This window comes from Limnothrix sp. PR1529, from assembly GCF_002742025.1.
Classification (GTDB): domain Bacteria; phylum Cyanobacteriota; class Cyanobacteriia; order CACIAM-69d; family CACIAM-69d; genus CACIAM-69d.
The window spans coordinates 22,655-46,061 of record NZ_LIRO01000057.1 but is presented as its reverse complement, the minus strand read 5'-3'; the positions used below and the strand labels follow the sequence as shown (position 1 = coordinate 46,061).

The 23,407-nt window shown below is 56.5% G+C and carries 20 protein-coding genes and 1 tRNA gene; 11 read left to right on the top strand and 10 right to left on the bottom strand.

Annotated features, from left to right (window positions below; translation table 11 throughout):
- Positions 1-217 precede the first annotated feature (217 nt).
- On the top strand, positions 218-2,869 hold the full coding sequence (locus AMR42_RS08920) for a glycosyltransferase 61 family protein (RefSeq protein ID WP_143473003.1): 2,652 nt from the start codon (positions 218-220) through the stop codon (positions 2,867-2,869).
- Positions 2,870-2,883: 14 nt separating this feature from the next.
- Here AMR42_RS08920 and pgeF read toward each other — a convergent pair whose 3' ends face one another.
- Both pgeF and AMR42_RS08910 read right to left on the bottom strand, forming a co-directional pair.
- Positions 2,884-3,672 carry a peptidoglycan editing factor PgeF gene (gene pgeF, locus AMR42_RS08915; RefSeq protein WP_099533107.1) on the bottom strand — a complete coding sequence of 263 codons (789 nt, stop codon included), beginning with the start codon at positions 3,670-3,672 and terminating at the stop codon, positions 2,884-2,886.
- Positions 3,673-3,824: 152 nt separating this feature from the next.
- Positions 3,825-4,646, bottom strand: coding sequence for a Uma2 family endonuclease (locus tag AMR42_RS08910; RefSeq protein WP_234406868.1), 822 nt, complete (start codon positions 4,644-4,646; stop codon positions 3,825-3,827).
- A gap of 193 nt (positions 4,647-4,839) precedes the next feature.
- Between AMR42_RS08910 and AMR42_RS08905 the strand changes: the two genes are divergently transcribed.
- The 5 genes from AMR42_RS08905 (at position 4,840) to AMR42_RS08885 (ending at position 11,379) form a co-directional block, all read left to right on the top strand.
- Complete coding sequence (locus AMR42_RS08905) at positions 4,840-5,949, top strand: biotin--[acetyl-CoA-carboxylase] ligase (protein ID WP_234406866.1); 1,110 nt, start codon at positions 4,840-4,842, stop codon at positions 5,947-5,949.
- Positions 5,950-6,140: 191 nt separating this feature from the next.
- A complete protein-coding gene (locus AMR42_RS21500) occupies positions 6,141-7,580 on the top strand; it encodes a M23 family metallopeptidase (protein ID WP_304441461.1) in 1,440 nt (479 codons plus the stop codon).
- A gap of 94 nt (positions 7,581-7,674) precedes the next feature.
- A complete protein-coding gene (locus AMR42_RS08895; RefSeq protein ID WP_099533099.1) occupies positions 7,675-8,091 on the top strand; it encodes a hypothetical protein in 417 nt (138 codons plus the stop codon).
- A gap of 16 nt (positions 8,092-8,107) precedes the next feature.
- The gene (locus AMR42_RS08890) at positions 8,108-9,397 is read left to right on the top strand and encodes a hypothetical protein (protein WP_143473002.1); all 1,290 of its coding nucleotides are present in this window, start codon (positions 8,108-8,110) and stop codon (positions 9,395-9,397) included.
- Positions 9,398-9,660: 263 nt separating this feature from the next.
- Positions 9,661-11,379: a diflavin flavoprotein gene (locus AMR42_RS08885; protein ID WP_099533097.1), complete on the top strand. Its 1,719-nt coding sequence runs from the start codon at positions 9,661-9,663 to the stop codon at positions 11,377-11,379.
- A gap of 249 nt (positions 11,380-11,628) precedes the next feature.
- On the opposite strand, the gene AMR42_RS08880 is transcribed toward AMR42_RS08885, so the two are convergent.
- The gene (locus AMR42_RS08880; RefSeq protein WP_158234417.1) at positions 11,629-12,756 is read right to left on the bottom strand and encodes a GAF domain-containing protein; all 1,128 of its coding nucleotides are present in this window, start codon (positions 12,754-12,756) and stop codon (positions 11,629-11,631) included.
- 4 nt (positions 12,757-12,760) lie between these two features.
- On the opposite strand from AMR42_RS08880, the gene AMR42_RS08875 reads away from it, so the two are divergent.
- On the top strand, positions 12,761-13,027 hold the full coding sequence (locus tag AMR42_RS08875; RefSeq protein WP_158234416.1) for a hypothetical protein: 267 nt from the start codon (positions 12,761-12,763) through the stop codon (positions 13,025-13,027).
- Positions 13,028-13,190: 163 nt separating this feature from the next.
- Positions 13,191-13,262 (top strand) — tRNA-Lys (locus AMR42_RS08870).
- 61 nt (positions 13,263-13,323) lie between these two features.
- Here the strand turns inward: AMR42_RS08870 and AMR42_RS08865 are convergent.
- The 3 genes from AMR42_RS08865 to AMR42_RS21115 form a co-directional block, all read right to left on the bottom strand.
- On the bottom strand, positions 13,324-14,751 hold the full coding sequence (locus AMR42_RS08865) for a cobyric acid synthase (RefSeq protein ID WP_099533094.1): 1,428 nt from the start codon (positions 14,749-14,751) through the stop codon (positions 13,324-13,326).
- A 189-nt stretch (positions 14,752-14,940) separates the two neighbouring features.
- A complete protein-coding gene (locus tag AMR42_RS08860; RefSeq protein ID WP_199291458.1) occupies positions 14,941-15,363 on the bottom strand; it encodes an Npun_F0494 family protein in 423 nt (140 codons plus the stop codon).
- 20 nt (positions 15,364-15,383) lie between these two features.
- The gene (locus AMR42_RS21115; RefSeq protein WP_143473001.1) at positions 15,384-15,620 is read right to left on the bottom strand and encodes a hypothetical protein; all 237 of its coding nucleotides are present in this window, start codon (positions 15,618-15,620) and stop codon (positions 15,384-15,386) included.
- Positions 15,621-15,737: 117 nt separating this feature from the next.
- Between AMR42_RS21115 and AMR42_RS08855 the strand changes: the two genes are divergently transcribed.
- Positions 15,738-16,571: a M48 family metallopeptidase gene (locus AMR42_RS08855; protein ID WP_099533093.1), complete on the top strand. Its 834-nt coding sequence runs from the start codon at positions 15,738-15,740 to the stop codon at positions 16,569-16,571.
- 56 nt (positions 16,572-16,627) lie between these two features.
- Here AMR42_RS08855 and AMR42_RS08850 read toward each other — a convergent pair whose 3' ends face one another.
- Entirely contained in the window at positions 16,628-17,386 is a 759-nt protein-coding gene (locus AMR42_RS08850) for a metallophosphoesterase family protein (protein ID WP_099533092.1), read from the bottom strand.
- A gap of 434 nt (positions 17,387-17,820) precedes the next feature.
- Positions 17,821-18,576: a DUF1995 family protein gene (locus AMR42_RS08845; RefSeq protein WP_099533091.1), complete on the bottom strand. Its 756-nt coding sequence runs from the start codon at positions 18,574-18,576 to the stop codon at positions 17,821-17,823.
- Between the two features lie 80 nt (positions 18,577-18,656).
- On the opposite strand from AMR42_RS08845, the gene AMR42_RS08840 reads away from it, so the two are divergent.
- Positions 18,657-19,379 (top strand): ATP-dependent Zn protease, encoded by a 723-nt coding sequence (locus AMR42_RS08840; RefSeq protein ID WP_099533090.1) that lies wholly within the window; start codon positions 18,657-18,659, stop codon positions 19,377-19,379.
- A gap of 32 nt (positions 19,380-19,411) precedes the next feature.
- Here the strand turns inward: AMR42_RS08840 and AMR42_RS08835 are convergent, their stop codons facing one another.
- Together AMR42_RS08835 and AMR42_RS08830 are read right to left on the bottom strand one after the other, a co-directional pair.
- Positions 19,412-20,497: an ABC transporter ATP-binding protein gene (locus tag AMR42_RS08835; RefSeq protein WP_099533089.1), complete on the bottom strand. Its 1,086-nt coding sequence runs from the start codon at positions 20,495-20,497 to the stop codon at positions 19,412-19,414.
- A gap of 180 nt (positions 20,498-20,677) precedes the next feature.
- The gene (locus AMR42_RS08830) at positions 20,678-22,447 is read right to left on the bottom strand and encodes a transglutaminase domain-containing protein (RefSeq protein WP_099533088.1); all 1,770 of its coding nucleotides are present in this window, start codon (positions 22,445-22,447) and stop codon (positions 20,678-20,680) included.
- Positions 22,448-22,936: 489 nt separating this feature from the next.
- Here AMR42_RS08830 and AMR42_RS08825 point away from each other — a divergent pair, with 489 nt between their 5' ends.
- Positions 22,937-23,383 (top strand): dTDP-4-dehydrorhamnose 3,5-epimerase, encoded by a 447-nt coding sequence (locus AMR42_RS08825; RefSeq protein WP_099533087.1) that lies wholly within the window; start codon positions 22,937-22,939, stop codon positions 23,381-23,383.
- The last annotated feature ends 24 nt before the right edge of the window (positions 23,384-23,407 follow it).

The following is a 23,407-nucleotide window of genomic DNA, read 5'->3' as shown; positions in this document are numbered from 1 at the left end:
GCTGGGGGTGGTGCTGGTGGTGTTGGGGGGGCGATCGGCCCAGGGGTGACCCCGAGCCATTTGGCCGAACTGCGCTGAACTCTGCCGAACTGTACCGATCACCAAGGCCATGGAGTGAGTGATGAAAGGGATAGTTCAGGGGTTGCCCAAAGGGAAGCCAACGGGGGCAATCACTTGGGGGGTAGAGGCACTGTCCGCAAGGATTTGAGGATTCATCGTGCTGAAGTTTTGGTCTGTGGCCGCATTTTGCACCTTTGCCCGATCGCGCTGGGCCCAAGAACGAATCCCTGTGGGGCGCTGGTGGCGTTGGGCCCAGGCTTGGGCCGCAGCGGGCGAACCGGAAGCGGTTTTGGCCGCGCTGGAAACGGCGGTGATCCAGCGGCCTGGCTCCTTCAAATTGGTGCGGCAACTGCTGGACACCTACGGCCAAGCGGGCTATCGACGGGCGGCCTGGCGACCGGTGCAACGGTTGGTGGCTGTGCGGCCCCGGGTGGCCGGGCGAGCTTGGGCCGCTTTGGGGGACTTGTATTGGGCGATGGGCGAGTGGTCGGAAGCCATGCGCGCCTACGACGAGGCCAAACAAAATCAGTATCAGTCCACCTACTTAGAGGAACGGGCAGCCCGCTTTTGGGCCAGTCGTCAGGATTGGACGCGGGCCAAGGGCGCTTGGTGGACGGCGATCGCCTGGGAACCGAGCGATCGACCCGATTGGCATGAGGCACTCTGCTTTGTGCTCCTGAGCGATCGCGACTTTGACGGGGCGATCAAGGCCGGAGAAACGGCCCTGGCCCTGGGGGGCGATCGGGCCGTGACTTGGCATCGGTTGGCCCAAGCCCACCGGGAACGCGGCGATCGCCCCACGGGTAACCGCTGTTTGCGGCGGGCCTGGCAAGTGGGAGCCAAGGATCCCTGGAGTTGGTTTCCCCAGGTCAGTGAATGTGCCGATCGCCCAGAATGGCAACGGGCTTGGCAAATGTTGCAGAGTGCGCCGGACTTGGACTTTCCTGAAACGGCCGCCGATTATCGCCGCTGGTCGCAACTGGCCAGTCAGGCGGGGGATTGGCCAGCGGCCATAGCCGCCCTCGATCGGGCCTTGACTTTGGATCCGCAGGCCCCACCCAGTGATTGGTGCGCCTTGGCGGATCTCTGCGCACGATCGGGACAAGACCACCTGGCCAGCCTGGCTTGGCAACGAGCCTTAACCGCCGGAGCCAATCAGGGCGGGGTCTACTATGCCTATGCCGAATCCCAGCCCCGGTCATCATTGCCCGATCGTTTGGCCCTGTGGCGGCGAGCCATGCAAGATAACCCCACCGATCCCCGGGTGTATGACAACTATGGCCAAACCCTGGAAGCGGCCAACCACCCGATCGCGGCGCTAGCCGCCTACGGTCGAGCCATTCTGCTCGCCGGCCGACGTTTGGATATTCCCTTTCGACAAGGGGGAACCCTGTTGCAACAATTGGGTTGGTGGCGGCTGGCCTGCTGGTTTTGGGATCAAGCCAGTCTGCTCGCCCCCGATAGCGTTTGGTTCCAAGCGGAGCGCCAAGCGGCCCTGGCTCGCCGGGCCCAGTCACAGGGGCAATGGCAACGGGCGATCGACCATTTCATGGCCGCCCTACGCTATCAGCCGGAATTTTGGCCCGCCTACGACGGCATTCAAGCCGTACTGGCGGCCGCCGGATTGCCGCCGGCCGATCCATCGCCCACTTCCCCGAGCCTGTTTTGCCAACTGCCTGATGGTCTGGCGGAAGCCACCAGCCTCCTGGCCACCAATTGGCAGGGCGTGGCAGCCGAGCTGCCGGGAACGGACTGTTTTCCCGCCTTTGAACCGGAAACCCATCCCCTGCGCGATTCCCAAGGCTTGGGCGATCCCCTGCCGGAATTACAAGCGATCGACCATACCTTGGATGCGCCGGCCGCCTACACCGTTGCGATTCCCCAGGGGCGAGCCTGGGGCGATAACCTGTGCAGCGTGGTGTTCAATGCCCAAAATCAGGTGATTCGCGACTGTTCAACGGGTTACAGCGCCATCGTTGCCAGTTCGCCCCACCTGCCGCCGCCCCAACACTTTGCCGGAACAGTGGCTTTTTTGGCCACGCGCTGGGGCAAGGTCACCTATTTTCACTGGATGTTTGATCTGTTGCCTCGGTTGGAGGTGTTGCGGCGATCGGGCTTTGCGTGGGACTCGATCGATCGCTTTGTGGTCAATCTATATGAATTGCCCTTTCAGCACCAAAGTTTTGAGCGGTTGCAAATTCCCCTGGAAAAAGTGGTGGCCTGCTGCCATACGGAATGGTTTGGTTCCGTGGATCCGGTTCAAGGGCGAATTCCCCACTTAACGGCCGATCGGCTGTTAGTGCCAGCAATTCCCGAGTTGCGGATCTATCGGGGATCGCGCTGGGCCCATCAGTTTTTGCGCGATACCTTTTTGGAGCCGGCCCGCATTTCCCGCTTTCCCGATCGCCTCTACATCACCCGCCGCAGCGCCGCCTACCGCCAAGTGCTGAATGATCGGGAGGTGATTGCAACCTTGGAACAGTTCGGCTTTCGGGCGATCGACCCGGCCCGCCTACCGCTGGTTGATCAGGCGGCGGCCTTTGCAGCGGCCAAGGTGATTGTGGCGGTACATGGGGCCGGGCTAACGAACCTGGTGTTTGCAGAGCCGGGCACGAAGGTGATTGAAATTTTCCAGCCCAGTCACCGCCAAAACACCTACTGGCTCCTGAGCAACTTGGGCGGCTTGGAGCACTATCACCTCACGGCGGATCTAGCGCCCGGCGCGGAACAGGCCACGGCCGTGCAACAGAACATTACGATCAACCTCGATCACCTAAAGGCCCTGCTGAAGTTGGCCGGAATTGATTAGGCCTCTTGCATCAATCAAGTGCTAACAATTCCTGACCATTGCACCGTCTTCGTACCGTCGCGGCGATAGGAAAAGAACCGATCGCGCTCGCAGTAGGTGCAGTGGGGCGCGATGGTAACCTGCTCCCGATCGAGACCCAAATTCAACACCTGCTGGACGATCGTTTGGCGCACATCCAACCGCGCCTTTCCCGGTTCCGGATCCGGCAACACGGGCGGCTGTTCCCAACCTTGGGCCTCCTTCAGGGGCACAGCCAGCGAGGCCACCACCTCTTCAGCCACCGCTTCCGTCACTTGATAAACCGAACCGGAAATGGCCGGGCCCAGCGCCACCCGCAAATCCGCCAGTTGACTGCCCTGTTGGCGCATCCGCTCGATCGCCTTGGGCACAATGGCCGCCGCCGTTCCCCGCCAACCGGAATGCACCGCCGCCACCTGACCGGTTTTTAAATCCGCAATCAAGGCCGGGGTGCAATCGGCGCTGCAAACCCACATCACCTGCCCCGGGCGATCGCTCAACAGGCCATCGGCTTGGGGATAGGTGGATTGTTCGCTGGCGGTGGCCGTCGCCTCTTGGAGCACGGCCCCTGCTGTGATTTCTGCAATTTCCGCCGGAGCCACCACCCGATCGCCATGCACCTGCTTGACTCGGAAAGTTTGAGCCGCTTCATCCAGCACCGGGGCCAACTCGGCCGGCGGGCGGGGGGCAAAGTGCCGGGTAAAAAAACCGTGGGGAATTGGCTCCAACAGGGAGCAGGTGAGATAGGGCAGTCCTTGCCAGTTGCGCCAATGCCAGCCAGTCACGATCAAGCCTCCCAAGGGTTCTGAGTTGGCATGATAGGTGGAATGTGCAATTTCTCCTAACTTGAATGCTGGAAAGTTTCAAGGGTCGGGAGATGGTTCAGGAGATCGAAATTGGCGCTATGCGTACAAAATTGATGCATTTTTATGCGTCTTTATGCGTCGGTCTCCAGTTGTCGCAGGCGCTCCCGTAATTCTGCTAACTCTGCCAGCGCGGCTTCTTTGGCTTGACGTTCTTGATCCAATTCTGCCGCCACCCGATCGCGTTCTGCTAACACATCACCGATCTCGTCTGGCATCGGTAGCCATTGCCCTGTGGCCTCATTAAAGAATCGCAAGAGCGGCCCACAAACTTCTAAGCGCAACCCCAACACAGCACTTTGGTTGTCTGTGATGGGCAAATATGCCTCACAGGGGTCACCGTCCGGTGTGCGACTCGGCCCTAATTGATAGCCGCGTAATTGGCCCTCAATCCACTCATTTTTGGGATCAAATAACCAATACTCCTGTACCCCCATTTGTTGATAGAGCCAATGTTTATGGTGTTGGTCTTCCTGGCGAGTGCCGGGGGAGGTGACTTCAAAAATAACGCTGGGAATTTCCCCCTCTTCCCAGATTTTGTAGTTGTCTCGGCCACCGGGAGCCACATTAAAAATCACCATCACATCGGGAGCCACTCGCAGCCGGGGATACCCTTGGCTGTAGTAGAGAAACTGATCAGCTAAAACAGTCGCTTGTTGACCACACAAGTGAAATTGCAGTGCTTTTAAAATTGCAATGATTGCGTTGAGGTGAAGGTAAGTTTCAGCCAAGGGTTTTCCATCAGCAGAGGGGTAAACAATATCAGCCGGTTGGGGTTGATGAATGGTGACAGTCGGTAGCGCCAAATCGTTGGGGGCGATCGCGCTGTCAGGGGTGGACTCCTGGGCAGTGGACAAGCTCGACATCGGCGGGGCGATCGGACGATCGCGGGTCAATTCAATCCCTATTCTAGAGATCCCAAAAATGGCTGGTGCTGGCTGGCTGGGGGCAAGGGGTTTAAACCCCTTGGCTGGCTGGGCTGGAGAAATGAAATGGAGGCGATCCGCTGGGTGACCGGATCGCGGTAGGGTAAGGGGCGATCGCCGCAAGCATGACCTCAAAAATCAGCAAGCAATTAGAAAACCATTGGTGTTGAAACCCACCCCGATCGCCCCCGCAGAATTCAGCGCCGCCGTGTTGCGCGAAACGGCGCGGCTCGGTGTGCGGTTGCCCAGGTTGCAGGTGCTAGCGGAGACCGGCTCCACCAATCAGGTGGCCTGGGAGCTGGCCCAAGCGGGGGCCCAGCCAGGAACGATCGTGATTGCGCTGCAACAGTCGGCGGGGCGGGGGCAGTGGGGCCGCCAATGGTCGTCGCCCTTGGGCGGGTTGTATCTCTCGCGCTATTTTGCACCCCAGTTGCTACCGGAGGATGGGGCCCAACTGACCTTGGCGGCCGCTTGGGGCCTGGGGCAAACCCTGCGAGATCGGGGTGTGCCGGTGGCGCTGAAGTGGCCCAATGATTTGGTGGTTCGGGAGCGCAAGTGGGGCGGGTTGCTGACGGAAACCCGATTGGTGGGTGGCAAGATTGCCCGTGCAGTTACGGGGCTGGGGTTGAATTGGGCTAATCCGGTTCCCGAGACAGGGATCAATGCCACGGAGTTGTTTTCAGAATTGGAGTTTCCAGAATTAGGGTCTCCAGAACGATCGCATGATCAATTGGATCAATCAGTAGATCGTCAATTAGTAGATCGCCTAGATCCTCTAGATCCTTCAGGTCATTGGGTCGATCGCTCATCGAACTCGTCCAAGATTTCTGATGGCTCTAATTCGCTGCATGGGGCCAGTGCATTGGCGAATCAGGCGAGTCAAATGAACACCCCGCCCCTGTTGCCGCCGACTGATTTCCCTGCGGAGGGTGGGCCACCGATTCGATCGCTGGCAGAGTTGGCGGCCCTGGCGATCGCGGGTTTAGACCGGGGCGATCGACAACTCCAAACGGGCGGCATCGAAAGTTTTTTGGCGGATTATTTGGAACTGCTGGAAACCTGCGGGCGATCGGTGCAAGTGGGCGATCGCACCGGAATCGCCGTGGGCATTACCTCGCGCGGAGAACTCCGGGTCAAGTTTTCCGATCAACTGGCTGCGGAACTGCATCTCCCCCCCGGCGCGGTGCGATTAGGCTATGCCCGATCGCCCCAAGCGCCTGAACCCCCCGGCCCAGATGGTGGCAAGGTTACGGATTTTTTAAAGAATCCTTGAATAGTCTTTTCGATTTCCGCGAGGTTGTGTTAAGCGCTTTTGCTTTTTCCCTTGCTATCATGACTGAGGACTGAGCCGGAACCCCCTGACCCGTCATTGCCATTCCTGAAGAGAGCAGTAACGTCCTCAGGCTTTGGCAACTGTCCTGGCTCCAAAGCCCCGGTTAAAGGGTGCGCCAGCCGTTTTTGGCTGTGATTTCAGACCGTGGCTCAACATTTTCTGAACATTTTGGGCGATCGCGCCGTCTAAGGCTCGGTGACGCTTCCCTAGCGGCTCGTCCGCCCGAAGCCCACTGCGCTCCTTCTGGAACCAGGTCTTTCACGCTGTTTTTGCTGTCCCCGTCCCATTACGCCATGCATTGCGCTCCCAACCGCGCCATGAACCACCGCCCCAACTTCCCCACCCGTCTCCAACGCCGTCGCCGTCGCATTTTGCAAGGTCTCGGGTGGGTTGGCGCAATGACCAGCTTGCTCGGCGGACTGGCAACCCCAATCCGGGCGATCGACGCGGCCCCCAGCGGCGGTTCCGCAGACTTGGCCCCGGAAGCACCCGCTGCACCGCCGGAACCGAAGCCCGCCGCCCAGCCCGATCGCCCAGCCCGAATTGAGCGGCCCGCACCGGCCGTGGAGCGGACTCCCCAACGGGAACTGCCGAACGTTCCTCGCCTGGCCCCTTCCCCGGAAGAGCGCTCCACCAGCCGCGGCCCGATCGACCAGTCCAATGATTTCAACTTGGGAGCCACCCAACGCCAGGCCCCGCCCAGCGAAATTCAGTTCACAGAACGCTCCACCGGTTGCGCCAGTGTGGGCGGCCGCCTCAGCGCCGGTTGCACCGTGACCCGATCGCCTGGGCAACCCGGCCAAGCTGGCCACCCCGGAATTGTGGCCATTCCCACGGGCGATCGGGGTTCCCACCTCCAAATGGGCAGCCCCATGCGCCTTGGCTCCGTGGGCAGCGCCCTGCCGGCCCAATCGCCCATCTCCGTCAAAATCGGCCCCCTAACCGTGGGCTTAAACGGCGTGAACTTCGATGCCAACAGCTACTATTTCCGCAGCGGTCGCCCCAAGGGCCTGCTGGGCAATGGCAACCTAAAAATGCTGTTTCCGCTCACCAGCCTGGCTCCAATTTCCTCCTCCTTTGGTTGGCGGGTGCATCCGATCTTGGGCTACAGCCGCTTTCATGCGGGCACTGACCTTTCGGCTCCCTTGGGCACGCCCGTGGTGGCGGTGTTGGATGGCAAGGTCTCGATCGGGGGCTTTTTGGGGGGCTATGGGCTAACGGTGGTGTTAGATCATGGCGACACGCAAAAGACCCTTTACGGTCACCTATCGGAAATTTTTGTGAAACCGGGAGCTACGGTTAAGCAAGGAGAAGTGATTGGGCGTGTGGGCAGCACGGGCATGTCCACGGGGCCGCACTTGCACTTTGAAGTTCGTCAGCTCACGGCCCAAGGTTGGGTGGTGACGGATCCGGCAAAGTTCCTGGCGGGCGCAAGCAGCCCGATCGCCGCTGCTGACAAACCCAAAGATCCCTTTGAAGCGTTGATGGCTGCCACGATCGAGGCGGTGAAGTCTTCCTACAAAGTCCAATACGCCGTGATCGACGAAACCAAGGCATCGAGCAACAATTAAAGGACTCAATGGTCTAACTAATCAAGTGAGCCATCAAACACAGACTCAATCCTCTTTGCTAAACTAGGGAAAATTCAGCAGGGAGGACTGAGTAATGTTTGGCTTTGGCAAAAAGAAGACTCCTGAGCAACCTACACAGTCGCAAAATATCTCTAATACATCAGTTTCTGGTCAAGTAGCCCAGGCGGGTCGCGACTTGAATCAAGTGATGCAGTCTTCACAAAGTCAATCTGAGCAGCAAATTTCTGCAACTGATGCGGCAGAGTTACTCGGGCAAGTTGTCAGCATTGTTAATAATGCGCCTTCACTCTCAGAACCTAATAAAGCCAAGGCTACATCTTCCCTTGAGGCTGCGAAAGTTGCTGTAACTGAACCCGATCCCGACAAGTCGTATATTTCTGGAAGCCTACAGCGCGCACTCGATGCAATTCGCTCTGCAAGCGACATTTACAATTTAGCTAAACCATTAATTGATCAAGTTTTGCTTTGGACTAACTCTACCAGCGCATAAGTAGTAGTTAGTCTTTATGAGTTCTAGTGATTCACAGCCAACGCAAGATCAGCAAATCCAGAACTCTAGTATTTCTGGTCAGGTTGCTCAAGGAGGCAGAGATGTCAAGCAGACTCTAATTCAATTTTTTCTTTATCGAGATCCATCAAAAACTGGAAATTTCCTTCGGCATACTCTAGAACAGATACCTCCTCTAGAGCGACCTTTTCAGTTTGTGAAAATTCTATTTTTCTTGATTCAGCTATTAATTTTTTGGCTATTTGTTGGTTGGAAGGTAAACTTTAGGCTGCCTGTAGAATTAGCTTGGGATCTAATTCAATCTAGCTTTAAAGGGGAGCTAGTGCAGAGCATTGCTGATTTACAAACAAAAAATGACGAGCAGATAAATAAGTTAGTTCAAGGGAAAAATAGTTTTTCGCTGGAAGAAAAAATCGCTTTAGAAGCGCAAATTAAGCTCTGCTTCGATTTAATCCAAAATTTGGCATCTGGTTTGAATCAAGATCGTCAAGAGAGTATTAGTGATTTCTTGACCGAGAACCAGTCAAGACTATCCTGGTTTTCTAGTCAAATTGACAGCGAAAAGCGAGAGCGATATCGAAAGCTATATGATCTACAATCTAGAGCTAACAAGCGAAGTAAAGTTGAGGTACTAGCTGAAAGCTACATCAATCATCTTATTGCTTCATTATCTATCTGTAGTCCTTCCTCATTAGTAGCATATGACCTGATTGAGGAAGTTAGCGCCTTGATTGATCGGGACAGGAAATCTCTTTCTATGAAAGAGCTAAAAATGCTGAAAAGCCTTAGAAAATTTCTCTTTTTAATATCTGAGAAATTTATGGCTAATCCTTGGGATGAGGAAAACTCACTACAACGGAGATACAACAGCCTTCGCCAGGAATCCAGTCAGCGGGATATTGAATATCAATCACTTCTCAGCAAGGCAACTACATTGGAAAGCAAGTATGAGGATTTGCAGCAACAAAAAGCAGACCTAGAGAAAAATATAGAGAAACTCAATACTTCTCAGGAAAAATTAAGGCAAGAGCAGCGCAGAATGCAAGACGATCCTGCTGCGTACCTAAGCGATCATTGGAAAATAAAATATATTGCAAGTCGAAAGGGGAAGGTATACCACCATAACCCCACATGCCAAGATTGGTGTGGTTTTGCTTTTAGATATATCATGGCTAAAAAACGCGGTCTCGACGAAATATCAGATTTCATTGTCTCTGCCTCTTCCACGGCTCCTTTTAAAGGCATGAGTGAGTGTAGTAATTGCAAATCTGACTCAAGCAAGAAATAGTTCTGCAATCGTATTTATCAGTTTTCTGTTTAAAGCCTGACTAGGTACTAAGTTCTGGACTGTTAGCCATTTGGTTTGATCACTAAAATCAGCAGATCTTACATATTTTGGAAATTTTGATAAGTTTTGTCAATTTTCAGCATCATGACTGCAAACGATCACCCCGCCCGATCGCCCAGTATTTCTGTATCCCTTGTGTCAAGATAGGTAAAACAACTTAACAAATCCCCCATCCAGATCGGTCAAGCCCAGGAGGTGCGAGCATGGTTGTCGCCACAGAACGTCCGCAAACCGAGAAGCGGTTGACGATTCAAACCGCCGAGATTGCCGCCCAAACCCTGACGATTCGATCGCTGGACTGGGATCGCGATCGCTTTGATATTGAATTTGGCCTGCAAAACGGCACAACCTATAACTCCTTCCTGATTCGCGGGGACAAAGTGGCCCTGGTGGACACCTCCCACGCCAAATTTCGCCAACTTTATCTGGATACCCTGAAGGGCGCGATCGACCCGGCCCAGATCGATTACTTGGTGGTGAGCCACACGGAACCGGATCACAGCGGCTTGGTGGCGGATCTGCTGGCCCTGAATCCTAATATCACCGTGGTGGCTTCCAAGGTGGCGATTCAGTTTCTGGAAAATCTGATTCACCAGCCCTTCAGCAAACTGCTGGTGAAAAGCGGCGAGAGCCTGGATTTGGGCCAAGGGCATGTGCTGGAGTTTTTGAATGCGCCCAATCTCCATTGGCCAGACACGATTTTTACCTATGACCACGGGACGCAGACCCTCTACACCTGTGATGCCTTTGGGATGCACTATTGCAGCGATGACCTGTTTGATGCGGATTTAGGGGCGATCGAGCCGGATTTTCGGTTCTATTACGAGTGCCTGATGGCCCCCAATGCCCGATCGGTCTTGGGAGCCATGAAGCGGATGGATGCCCTCCCCGGCTACCACACGATCGCCACCGGCCACGGCCCCCTGTTGCGCCACAACGTGGTTGAACTCACCGGTCGCTATCGCCACTGGAGCCAAACCAAGGCTGAAGCGGAAACCACTGCCGCCGTGTTCTATGTGTCCGACTATGGCTACAGCGATCGGCTGTCCCAGTCGATCGCCAAGGGGATCACCAAAACCGGCGTGGCGGTGGAAATGATGGATCTGAAAGCGGCTGATCCTCAGGAGTTGCGGGAGTTGGTGGAGCGATCGGTGGCGCTGGTTTTGGCTGCACCGCCCCAAGGGGAATGCGAAGCGGCGATCGGCACCATCTTGACCGTGGCCAACAACAAGCAGCGAATTGGTGTGTTTGAGTCTGGCGGTGGCCAAGACGAGCCGAGCTATCCCCTGTTCAACCGCTTCCGGGATTTGGGACTGAAGCCAGCCTTTGACGTAATTCGGATTAGCACCAAGCCCCAAGCGTTCACTTACCAACTTTGCGAAGAAGCGGGCACGGACTTGGGCCAGGCATTGATGGTTAAAGAGACCGTCAAGCAAATGAAGTCCCTGGATTCCGATTTGGATAAGGCCTTGGGCCGCTTGAGCGGCGGCTTGTATATCATCACGGCCAAGAAGGGCGATGTGGCCAGCGCCATGTTGGCCTCTTGGGTGGTGCAAGCCAGCTTCCAGCCCCTGGGAATTACGATCGCGGTGGCCAAAGACCGGGCGATCGAGTCGCTGATGCAAGTGGGCGATCGCTTCGTGCTGAACATCTTGGAAGAGGGCAACTACGGCCACCTGATGCGGCACTTCCTGAAGCGGTTTGGCCCCGGTGAAGACCGGTTTGCCGGTGTGGAAACCCAGCAAGCCATCAACGGCTCCCCCATCCTCAGCGACGCGCTGGCCTATCTGGAATGCCAGGTCAGCAGCCGGATGGATTGCGGGGATCACTGGCTGGTCTACAGCGCCGTGGATAACGGTCGGGTCTCGAAGGAAAATGCCCTCACGGCCGTTCACCACCGCAAAGTGGGTAACCACTACTAACCACCAGGACTCCGGGGCGCGATCGGGTCAAGGGTTAATCAACAGCCGGTAGTAGCACAACAGGCTGAATACACTGGGTCAAAGTTGCGGAGCCAATCGTGGTAACAAGGGGCTTAAGCCCCTTGCTGCTTAACGATCAGGTGACGATAACAGCCATGTAAGTTGACCCAGCAAATTAAGGCAGCCGCGCTAGTAGGGTGGGCAATGCCCACCTGACCCGTAGACCACTGGCTAATTCAACCACTCTCCTTAAACGGTGTTGCCCGTGCGATAGGGCGATGAATCGACCCGGCGCACCATGCCAATCACGCCCGGTTCTCCGGAAAAGTGAATCCGCTCACCGTACAAGTCGAGGCCAATCAATCGCCCTGATCGATGTAGTCCCGGCAGCAAACAGCTTAAGGGGCGCTGATTGTCGCGAATGCAGTCTTCCAGCTTGTGAACCAGCATGGCTTGATAGTCCACGGGAATTAAATCCAGGATGGATTCAACCCGCGCCAATTCGCGCCGCCGATAGCCAAAAATTTGGGCAAAGCAGCGGTTAACGTAACGCAATCGCCCTTCGGCGGTGGTGATGTAAAGGCCGGTTTCTTCGAGGCCGCGGGCTTCGCTGGCGTTGACCGCACTTTGGATACTGCTGGGGAGAATGTTGGAGCTGGCGATCGAGTCTTCAAAGGGGTTCGCCAAGGAGGGCAAGGCGTTGGACTCGCCCCCAAAGGACGGCGCTTCGTGGCTGAGGGGATCCTCTTTGCTTTCGTTTAGGCTGCTGGTGAGCTGGTCATAGAGCAAGGCGTTTTCTAAGTTGAGGGCGATCGCGTCGGCGGCAAATTGGGCCTGCTCCACACGCAAGGGGGTGAAGTGGTGCGGTTGGCTATGCATGAGGGTGGCCAGCGCCAACAGCCGTTTTCCGCGCTGGATGGGAATGCAAAGGGCCGATCGCACCGTGTAGGGCTGGTTGGGCAGTTGCAACCACCGCTCATCGTTCATGGTGTCCATCACGATCGCGATTTGTCGGTGCTGAATCGTCCAGGCTGCCAGCCCTTCTTTCAGAATTTGGTTAACGATTTCTCGCTTTTGCTCCCGAATGGTGGAGCCTCGGGCCAATAAACATTCCGTGGCTTGCAGGTGCTCATCGAGGAGAAAAATACTGCCCTGTTCTGCCTGGCACAGGGATTGCAGGGCTTCCAAGATCTGTTGAGTCAGGGCCCGCAACACCAAGCCGGTGGCGGTGGTCATTCGGGCTGTCACGATCCAACTGCCCAACAGTTCCTGCTGAAGACGAAGGGCAGCGTTGTGGGCATTGAGGCGATCGATTTCAGCATTGAGTCTGGAAACCTCGGGACTGGCCAAGATGCCGGACCCATCGCGATCGCTCATAACCTTGCTCTCCCAACTCGCCGCCATGAATGCCAACTCTAGCCAAGGTATCACTCATCCCGAATTGCGGGGCCCCGATCGCGGAACTGGCCGCTTTTCGCCACTGGGCATCACCACCAGCGGCTGCCAAGGGACGATCGGGCAGCGGATTGGGCGGGGTGCGCGGGGGTTGGCGGATGCTGGAGATGAGCCGATCGGGAAATGCCAAGCTTGGAAACGGCAAACTAACCTTGTCGTGCGCTGGCTGAGAATCTGGCGCTTGAGGGTCTAGCACCTGAGAATCTCGCCGCTGAGGGGCTAATTTGCTGGCCGATCGCGATCCTTGGCGGGGGCGATCGTGTTTTCCATTCCCATTCTGGGTGAATTCTGGCAAAGGTGCTTGAACTTTTTCAGCATCTTTGGCAATATAAACAAGCTTGACCCACAAGCAACCAGGGTGACTGGCGCAACGGCAGCGCATCGGACTCTTAATCCGCTGGTTCTGGGTTCGAATCCCAGGTCACCCATTTTCTGAAGCAACATCCTGAGTCGCGTCTTGAATCGCTCATTCTGTTGCGTTATTTTGCGTTATTTAAAGTGAAGGCCGATGGCGGCCCAGAGTCGATCGAGATTGATATTGACCGCCACATCGTCGGCCAGTGAGTCCAGCAACATATCCCGGTGCTCCCGGTAGTCGGGAATTCCCGTGGGCAAGGAAGACAGACCCCGTTGGTGACGCAAACGGTTGAGCCAAGCCCGCCGCCAAGGACTGCTATCAAAAATGTCCGTCAGATAGGTTCCCCAAACCAGTTGGCTGCTGGACACCACGCCCAGCTTGGTATCGTCAAAGAGGGACTGCACGCTTTGGCTGTCCAAAATTTGGGTGTAGCTTTGGCGAAACTCACGGCTGGTGACCGGCAAGCCCGCTTGGGGATAGTTAGAGGTGGCCTGGCGTTCCCGATCGATCCAGTCGCCTGTGGTGATGCTGGAGATGGGCAACAGATCCAGTCCCATCAGTTCTTGGGAAGCGGTGTCTAGCCCTTGCAGTTGCACCACCTGGCGACCCAGCATCTGGAATCCTTCGCCAATGCCCAAAATAGTGCCGCCTGCGATCGCGTATTGCTGGAGATCTTCCGCAAAGCCGGATTGGTGCAGGGTCTGGAGATCTTCGGCCAGGTTGTTTGATCGCGGTAAAACCACCGCGTCGGGATAGCCCAATTCTTGACCCAAATCAATGTAGCGAAGGGAAACCGTTGGCTCGGCCGACAGCGGATCCAGATCGCTGAAGCTGGCGATGTGGGGCAAGCGCACGGCGGCGATCGTGGTTTCAATGTCCGATTGACGACGACGGCGAGCAAACAGGTCGATCGACTCAGGCGAAGGGAAGAGGTTCTGGAGCCAGGGCATAACTCCCACCACGGGAATTCCGGTGCGCTGTTCCAGCCAATCGCGACCGGGCTTGAGCCGATCGGGATTGCCCCGATATTTGTTAATGATGATTGCCCGTACCAATGCTTTTTCGGTTGGATCCATCAGCTCCAACGTCCCGATCGCGCTGGCCAACCAGCCCCCCCGATCGGCATCCACCACCAACACCACAGGCGCATTCAGGGTTTGCGCCAAGTGCAAGTTACAAACATCCTGCCCCGTCAAATACGCATCGGCCGGGCTGCCCACCCCATCGGCCACCAACACATCAAAGGACTGAGTTAACCGCTCAAGGGATTGTTTGAGCACCGCCCAGACCCGTTCCGGAGACTGATCACCGGAACAGCGGGGATTGAAATCCGCTTGGGGTTCCGTGCGGGCCGCCCAGGCTTGCACCGCCTGGAAATAGGCGATTTGTTCCCCTTGGTTGGTGGTGTAGAGCATCGAGGAGGTGCTTTGGGCTTGGAAGGGAGCCACCTTCAGGCCCCGTCGATACAGCAGCCGACCGAGCGCCGAAGCCAACAGTGACTTCCCGGCCGCGTTACCTGTGCCGATCAACAAAATTGCTTTGAGAGCCTGTGTGTCCATAAACTTCAACTTCGGAACCGATAAACGATCGGTTATCCCAAATACTGCGATTACTGAAATGTTTTAAGGGGCAAGAGCCTTCACCACGGCGGGGAAGGATTCATGCCGAAGTTCGCGTCGAAATCCGGGCCGAAGCCGGGCGACAGAACTGGAAGCTGAAACTGAGCAATGATCACGAGAGACCGAAACTTAGAGCGGCCATCGTCCCCAGCGCCACAGACCATTCCGCAGGCGATCGCCCCATCGGCCCTGAGTCCAGGCGGCGGGGTTCGCCTGCCACCGATCGAGCAACAAAAACCCCAGGGGCGTGAGCCGGAATCGATCGGTCAAACCTTGACCATCAACCTCCCGTCGTAACATCCCCACCTGAATTAGCCACATCAGTTCGTTTTCTGCGGCCAATTCGCCCAAGGGCGATCGGGTCATTGATTGTTGCACAGCCGCCACACCCACCAACTCCGCGATCGCCACACTGCGACTGCGCATGGACTCGTAGAACTTCACCCCAAACGGCGCACAACGGACAGCACGCGCGGCTCGATGCACCGTTTTCTCAGGATAGGTGATTTGGATTGGGTTCACCTGCTGATTTGCTTGCTCCGCTGTTTCCACGCCAATACCTCAATCCTTGCCTAGCTGTTGGTTAACCCTTGTGTTGGAAATGCTAAATCCTGGAAATGCTGAATTCTGGGAATTTTCAATGCTGAAGAATGTTGGAAATGCTGAAGAATGCTGGAAATGCTGAAGGTGGAAAATGTTGGCGATGGGAATGGTTGAATTTGGGCAATTTCGACCGCTAATGCACCCCTGCTGATTTCTATCTCCAAAGTACAGCGTCGTTGGATCTTGAGAATGGGAAATTCCGTCATTCAGAGCAGCCTAGTTCAGGATTGGTCGATCGCGTCAGTGGCCGATCGAATCCCGCAGTTTTGAGGCATCCCGGTCAATGATAGATGGGAAAAGGGATCGGCAAAGGAACTGAAGCTATGACTTTCCTCACCTCCGGGCGATCGCGCCGCTGGATTTACGGTTTGCTGGCCCTTTGTGCGGCCGTGATCACCACCCTCAGCACGCCACCGATCGTCCAAGCGGTCGATTGGTTAGACCTGCTCCGACGCGGCTTTGAAGTTTATCAACTCTCGAATCTTTCCGATGCCCAAGAAGTGGATTTAGGGCGACAGATCGATCGGGAACTGAGCCGCCAATTGCGATTGGTGAATAACAGTCCCCTCAATCGGCTGGTGGACTCGATCGGGCAGCGCCTCGCCGCCGTCAGCAGCCGCCCCAACATTCCCTACACCTTTCGGGTGGTCAACAGCCGCGATATCAACGCCTTTGCCACCATGGGCGGTTTTGTTTATGTCAATTTGGGGCTGATGGTTGCGGCCGAAAACGAAGCGGAACTCGCTGGCGTGATGGCCCACGAAATTGGCCACATCACCGAGCGCCATGTGGTGAAAAACCTGCGGAGCCGGGCCCTGTCGGACGGAATTTTGAGCGCCACGGGTCTCGATCGCCGCCGGGCCACCAGCCTGGGTGTGGAGTTGGCGTTAAATTTGCCCCGCAGTCGCCAAGCGGAATTTGAGTCCGATCAAGTGGGGGTAACCCTGCTGCAACGGGCCCAATATGCCCCGATCGGGTTGCCCAGCTTTTTACAAAAACTTCGTAGTCGGCGGGAACCGCCTGCCATCCTCAGCACTCACCCCAACAGTGATGAACGGGTGGCGCGATTGCTGCAACTGATTGGCCCCAATGGCAGCAATGGCATGGGGCTGGACAATGCGGAATATCAAGGATTTGTGCGATCGGCCCTGCGCTAACGGCCAGGCGCTAAAAACGGGCACTGAAAACGGGCACTGAAAACAGGCGATCGCCCCTAGAATCGACCCACCACGGCCTCTGGCATGATCGAAATCGTCGCTTCCGCCAGGGGCCGAATTCGGGTTTCACTGCGATAAATATTGACCTGGTAGACCATTTGCTGCGTGAGGTCAACGCCCGTCAACCAACCGCTGCGGGGGTGATAGGCTCCGGTGTCAATGTCCAACCAGCCGGGCCCCCGAGCCAGTTGCCCCGGTTCAATGCCCGGGAGCGTGAAGGTGATGGTGTGGCCCGTCACGATCGTTTTGTCGTTGAAGTAGGGCTGGGGGAAGCTGTGGAACGAGTCACGGATCCAACAAAATTGCTGAATGCCTTGCACATCTAGGGGCAAAGTGGGATCCACCCCCGCATGGACGATCCAATAGTCACCCCAATCAACGTAGAGGGGGAGCGATCGCATCCAGTCAAAGTGCGCGTGGGGAATTCCCGGCTCGCCATAAAAATCTTGGTAGCTCACCAGGGTCATTTGTCCACCGCTGAAGAGCCAGGCTTGCAGCGGTTGTTGCAGCACTTGACCCTCGTGCAAAATGTCCAGCAACATGCGTTCGTGATTCCCCAGCAAGCATTGGTAGGGGCTATGCATCACGAAATCCACCACCTGGGCACTTTTGGGGCCGCGATCGATTAAATCACCCACAAAGCAGAGCTGATCATCCTGGCCAGGTGCAATCAAGCCCAACAAGTGCATTAAGCCATCGTATTGTCCGTGGACATCACCAATGACAATTTTTCGAGTCGCTGAAGTCGCATCCATACCTATTATCTTGACGTGCGATCGCCCCAACATGCCAGTTCACGATCGCGATCTGATGGGGGATTTTTTCGCAGACCGCCGTTAATTCGACTTACAGCTTAGCGCCATCGGGTTTTGACCGCTTAATACCTGATCCACGATCGCCCGTGAGAATCGTCACAAGTTACGGTGACGAATGTAGCTGATCGAGCCGATCCAGCCGATCGCATTGAACCGATCCAACCGATCGAGCTGCCGTTGTTCGATCGCAGGGGGCAGATCGATCGTGGGAACAAGGGGTTTAAACCCCTTGTTTGGGTGGGTTGGGGTTAGAAGAATCAGCCATCGCGGCCGGACTCGATCGAACCGATGGCTTGTGTTCAAACCCGCTTCCCGCTCCCCTCATCTTCAGTTCGTTGATTAACCCAATGGCAAAAGCCCGAACTGCGGAAGGTCTAGTTGCTGAGGGCCTTCAGGAAATTTTGCAATTGCCCCAAGAAGCCTTGGCGCTGGGCCGCCGCATTCACGGCCGCGTTGGCGCTGTTGGTGTCCTCACCGCCAGTGGCTTGCAGCAAGATTTCATCCAAGGCCTCGCCAGCGGGCCGTTGGGGACGGGTGGCCACCAATTGATAATCAGCATTCTCGTCAGCGGGTTCTAGCCACACTTCCCACTGGCCCGGGAAAGCCCGGCGCACGGCTGCTCCTTCGATGGGGCGCAGATAATAGGCCGTGACAATTCGGTTTAAGAACCGATCGCGCAGTTGCCGGCCCGCATAGCCAATGCCAATGATCGCCAGGTCTTCCATCCGAGGATTCAGGAAAATCACGGGTCGATCGCCCGCCTCTTGGCACAGTTGCTCCACCTGAGTCACTTCCACGGCCGACGGTTCAATGAACAAAAAGATGCCATCCTCCGGTTGCACCTTGCCGGTCATGGGAGTGCGCCCCGATCCCACATCGGTGATCCGAAAAGGGCGATCGCCCCAATCGCGCCGGGCCAAGGCGGCCGCCCCCGCATCGGGGAAGAAGATTTTGAGCCGATCGCCCCAGGGTTCCAAGGCCGCGAGGAAACTTTCCGCCACGGGCATCACTTTCAGCTCCGGCAAAACCAATTCCACCTGAATGAGCGTTAGCCCCTCATCCAAAGCGGCAAGGGTGGCACTGCGGGCTTGGGCGATCGCCTCGGCTAAATCCTGGGGAATTCCGCTCATGATAGGGGTTTCTATGAAAAAACTATTAAGCTACAAATACTGTTCTTTATACCGTTTTTGGCCGCTTTGCCACCGCCGCTATGGGAAACATCACGCTCAATCTGGTTGCGATCGGGGTGTTTGTGGTCACCTTGTCTAGCCTGTTTGGCCCCTTGATTGCCCTCCCGGCGGAAGTGCCAGCCCTGTTCACCGCTGGCTTTTTGGGATTGGCGGCGGTTGATCGCTTTGGGTGGCAAGGTCGGGGCGGCACGTTGCTGGTGGACTGGTTTGCCAACCGATCGACTGCCCACCGCGATCGCATTTTGCACCACGAGGCGGGCCATTTTTTGGTGGCCCACTTGTTGGAAATTCCCGTTTCTGGCTATGCCCTCAATGCTTGGGAAGCGTTTCAGCAGGGCTATCCCGGTTCTGGTGGAGTGCAATTTGCCGATCAGGAACTGGCCCAATGGCTCGATCGCGGTGAAGTGCCGGCCCGCATTCTCAGCCACTACGCCACCGTTTGGATGGCGGGCATTGCTGCTGAACAGTTGGTGTATGGCAACGCGGAAGGCGGCAGTGATGATCGCCAAAAACTCCTGAGCCTTTGGGCCCAACTCAGCACCCAGGGCCAAGGCAACCGCCCCAATGCCACCGCCCAAATGAATTTGTCGATTTTGCGAGCCAAGACGCTGCTGCAACAGAATGAGCGGGCCTATGGTGCTTTGGTGGCCCAACTGCGCGATCGGGGTTCGATCGACCAATGCAAGGCTGCGATCGACCAACACAAAGTCTCCCCGATCGATCAGCCCTCCCAAGCGGCCTAGGTTGGCTGAATCGCGTGAGTTGCGCAGCGGGATTAGTCTGGGCCGATCGGGAAGGCCCGCAATCGGGGGCTGGTGATTTTGAGATACACCCGATCGCCCGGTTCCAGCTTGCACCGCCAGTCCGTGACCACTTGCAACCGCTCACCGCTGGGCAATTGCACCAGGTAAACATATTCCCGTCCTAGGAATTGGCGCTCCAGCAATTGGCCGTGGCCTTGGGGATCGGCTTCCAGGGTCACATCCGTTTGGCGAATCGCCAGCTCCACCCGATCGCCCGGAGGATCGTTGCCCAGTTGTTCCGGCAAAATTAGCCCCAATTCCGTTTGCCAACCTTGGGCCGATCGGGTGGCGATCAGGAAATTAGTCTCTGCCACAAACCCGGCCACAAACCGGGAATCAGGCTCCCAATAGAGACCTTCAGGGCTGTCGATTTGCTCGATTTGGCCCCGACGCATCACGGCCACTCGATCGGCGATCGCCATGGCCTCTTCCCGATCGTGGGTGACAAAAACGGCGGCGGCCCCGGCCCGTTTCAAAATGGCTCGCACTTCCTGGCGCAACCGTTGGCGCACCCGAGCATCCAAATTACTCAGCGGCTCATCCAACAGAATCAAGGACGGCTGCGGGGCGATCGATCGAGCCAGGGCCACCCGTTGCTGTTGGCCGCCCGACAGTTCGTGGGGATAGCGTTTTTCCAGGCCTTCTAATCCCACCAGGGCGATCGCCTCGGCCACCCGATCGTGTAATGCCTGGGGAGCCTGTTTCCGCAATCGATCTAGCCCAAAACCGACATTTTGGGCCACGGTCAGGTGGGGAAACAGGGCGTAATCCTGAAAGACCATGCCCAGTTGGCGGCGCTCCGGCGGAACCCAGCCGCCCGGCCCCGCCACGGGCCGCCCTGACAGTACGATCGCCCCCTCATTCGGCATTTCCAACCCGGCAATGAGTCGCAGCAAGGTGGTTTTGCCGCAGCCGGAGGGGCCCAACAATGCCAGAAGTTCGCCCTGCATCAGGGTCAGCGTTACCCGATCGACCGCAGCCGGCCCGGTTTGATAGCGACGGGTTACGCAGTCTAAATGCAAAATGGCCAAATCCAAACGGGCGGCAGCGTCGGTCATGGTCGGGCAATCCACAAGGCAAAGGGCAAGGTCAGCCACAGGTCATCCTATGACGTTCGCTTGCTTCTTGCCAATCACTTGCAAGTATCAGCGCAAAAATGGAGCCTGTGGATCCGATGCAGATCTCGTGTAGATCTATCCCCATGAGATCTACACGAGATCTCGCGGATGCCGTGGACTTTAGGGGCGATCGAGTGGATCCAGCTCTTCCAAAATTCGGAACCGCACATGGTTGAGCGCCAAATCACCCACCTTCAGATCCGACAATTCCGCCAGGGGTTGCCCACCCAACTGGATTCCTTGGAATCGAGATCCCTTGGCAATTTCCACATGGTTCCAAGGCAGGGCCATGAAATAGCGAGTGGGATAGGGGCCGCCCTCTTGGATGTCGTCGGGGTTGGACTCCATGGGCACCCAGCCGAACCCGGGAATGAAGAACTCTAGCCAAACGTGGTTGTAGTCGGGATAGAGCGCCACTTGGGTGCGATCGGCCGGTTGTGGGCACTTGTAACGACCTACGGTGCGGGTGGCGATGCCATTCAGCCGAGACAGGGCCAGCAACACGCCCACATATTCACCGCAACAGCCATAGCCGCGATCGAGCACCGCATCGGGCGGTTCAATGCTGCGACGAATCCTATAACCCAGGCGATCGTACACATAGTTCCGAATGGCCAACATTTGCCGCAGCAAGTTGGTTTCGGTGCCGATCGCCTCGCGGGCCGCCGCCCGCACCGAAGGCTGATCCATCGCCAAATTGTCGTTATCAACTAAATATTTTTCGGTGTAGTCTGCGGGCAATTGGCAGTCCGCCAGGGAGGGCAACCGTTCCACATCCGGCGGTGTGAGTTGGTAGCGAATGCCCCGCACATCGATGATCGCTTTCCAACCAAACAGCCGCCCTTCACCCCGCTCGATCGAGCCAAATTTGAAGACCGCCACCTGCTGACCGTCGGGCAACAGTTCAATTTCAAAGGGCATCCCCACGGGTTCGACGCTTTGCACCGTTTGCCGATCGGTGTTGGCCGGCAAGGAAATGCGCCACTCCAAATCCTTCAGCAGACTGAAATCTACCCCTTCCAAGGGTGACAGTTCTTCCACATAGAACATCTCAATCCGGTAGCCGTTGGAGAGGGCATAGCCCCGATCGGGATAAAAGCCATAGTCCAGGGGGCCGATCGTCACCCGATCGCGGAACGCCACTTGCAGGGGTTCCGGATCGTTGGGGTTGTCGCGGATGTAGGGTTCTTCGCCCGAGTAGGCCACCCAGAGGGTTCCCGCTTGATCAAAAGCCAAAGCCGTGGGCGATTCGTAGGGAGTCAGGACGCTGAAATTCACCAGCCCCGTCGCCCGATCGAGACAATAAACCGTTTGCTCCAGGCGATCGCACACCCAAAGTTCTTCGCCCCTTGCCACCAAATTTTCTACCCCAATCCCGGGGGCATAGAACCGGGTAATTTCACGCCCTGTGTTCAAATCCAGCACATAGATACAGCCCGATCGCTGGGAGGACACGTATAGGGTCGATCGATAAATCGCCACCCCTTCCACCCACTCGGGCAGGGTGTACATGGGTTTGGGTTCCCACTGGCCCCAATTGCAGGCGAGCACTTCCCGATCGCGCGTGAACCAGACCGAAGGCACATCAGCCCCGGCCAACGGCGGCCCAATGGCCAGCCCGATCGCATCCAGAAAATCCCCAACCTGATAAACATTCAGAACTTCAGTGCAGTCGGTTGCCAAGTCCACCAGCAGCAGATGGCCCCGGGCCGCATCCAAGGCCAGCACCTGATCCTGATGAATCGCCAGGCCGCGCAAGGCATAGGTCGCCAAGGGACGACAAAGGCGATGGCGGCGATCGGGCGGGGCCGGGGAGTCGGTGGCCTCGGCGTTGGAGCGATCGGTGTCATGGGGCGATCGAAATGGCGACTGACGGGATTTCGCAAACACGGTTTTTAGGGGGCAGCCTCAACGGCGGCGGCGCGATTAATTTGTACGATAACCCGTTCTCGGAGACTGTATCAATTGCACCGGATTGGAAACCTTCCAATACTGACAGCTAGGCTTGGGGTTTGCCATCGATCGCTCCCAAAAACGCCCCAGAATCTTCAGCAGACTTTTTAGAAAACCTTCAGAATCAATCGCGATCAATTGCTCTCCGATGTTTACCATTGCGTGGCTTATGTCATGCCTTTGCTGACCTTTTGGGAGGCGCGAATCTTGAGCTTTGACCCAGAGCCTGTGTTGGCATTTAACGGGAAAGTTTCGCCTAAGAATTTTGCTGAGAAATCTTGGGTTAACGGAAATTTTGTATCAAAAAGATCAAAAAACTAAAAATTAGCCAGAAAAAACCAGTGCCCACGACTTTTTAAAAAATGCGTTAGACTAACCGCCAGCGCCATTGTGATCGATCGCTCAAATGCTCTTGAGGTATAGATCATGGGACTTTCTCAAACAATCCAAGTGAAGCGGCTCGACTCCATGAAGTCGGGAATGGCAGAGTTTTACACGCCCCAATCCTGCCATGAAACAATGTTGGTGCAAGTGCCAGCCATGGCGCGGGATGATTTATTTGTGCATCGGTTTCAGACCGATCAATTGTTGGTGGTGCGGGGCAGTTTTGTGATGGTGGTGTTGCAAAACCGTCGCTATCAATACATTCCTTTGAGCGATCGTGTGCCGGTGGTTTTAACCATTCCGCCCGGTGTGCCCCATGGTGCTTTGAACTTCAGCCAAGATCCCTGTTTGGTGGTGAATGCTGTGGTGCGTCATGGAGCAGCCCATCGCCTTGACTACCGACCCATGAAACCACCCTTTCCCTACGATTTGGCAGTGGCGGAACAGTCCTTGGCGGCGCTGTTGAATTGTGTGGAAGCGGCGGCTTAATCGCCCGCTCGAATCGTTCGCTTG

Coding starts and splice junctions, on each gene's coding strand:
- AMR42_RS08895 (WP_099533099.1), top strand. CDS start 7,675: ATGTTTGGCTTTGGCAAAAAGAAGACTCCTGAGCAACCTACACAGTCG.
- AMR42_RS08890 (WP_143473002.1), top strand. CDS start 8,108: ATGAGTTCTAGTGATTCACAGCCAACGCAAGATCAGCAAATCCAGAAC.
- AMR42_RS08885 (WP_099533097.1), top strand. CDS start 9,661: ATGGTTGTCGCCACAGAACGTCCGCAAACCGAGAAGCGGTTGACGATT.
- AMR42_RS08880 (WP_158234417.1), bottom strand. CDS start 12,756: ATGAGCGATCGCGATGGGTCCGGCATCTTGGCCAGTCCCGAGGTTTCC.
- AMR42_RS08865 (WP_099533094.1), bottom strand. CDS start 14,751: ATGGACACACAGGCTCTCAAAGCAATTTTGTTGATCGGCACAGGTAAC.
- AMR42_RS21115 (WP_143473001.1), bottom strand. CDS start 15,620: ATGACGGAATTTCCCATTCTCAAGATCCAACGACGCTGTACTTTGGAG.
- AMR42_RS08855 (WP_099533093.1), top strand. CDS start 15,738: ATGACTTTCCTCACCTCCGGGCGATCGCGCCGCTGGATTTACGGTTTG.
- AMR42_RS08850 (WP_099533092.1), bottom strand. CDS start 17,386: ATGGATGCGACTTCAGCGACTCGAAAAATTGTCATTGGTGATGTCCAC.
- AMR42_RS08845 (WP_099533091.1), bottom strand. CDS start 18,576: ATGAGCGGAATTCCCCAGGATTTAGCCGAGGCGATCGCCCAAGCCCGC.
- AMR42_RS08840 (WP_099533090.1), top strand. CDS start 18,657: ATGGGAAACATCACGCTCAATCTGGTTGCGATCGGGGTGTTTGTGGTC.
- AMR42_RS08835 (WP_099533089.1), bottom strand. CDS start 20,497: ATGACCGACGCTGCCGCCCGTTTGGATTTGGCCATTTTGCATTTAGAC.
- AMR42_RS08825 (WP_099533087.1), top strand. CDS start 22,937: ATGGGACTTTCTCAAACAATCCAAGTGAAGCGGCTCGACTCCATGAAG.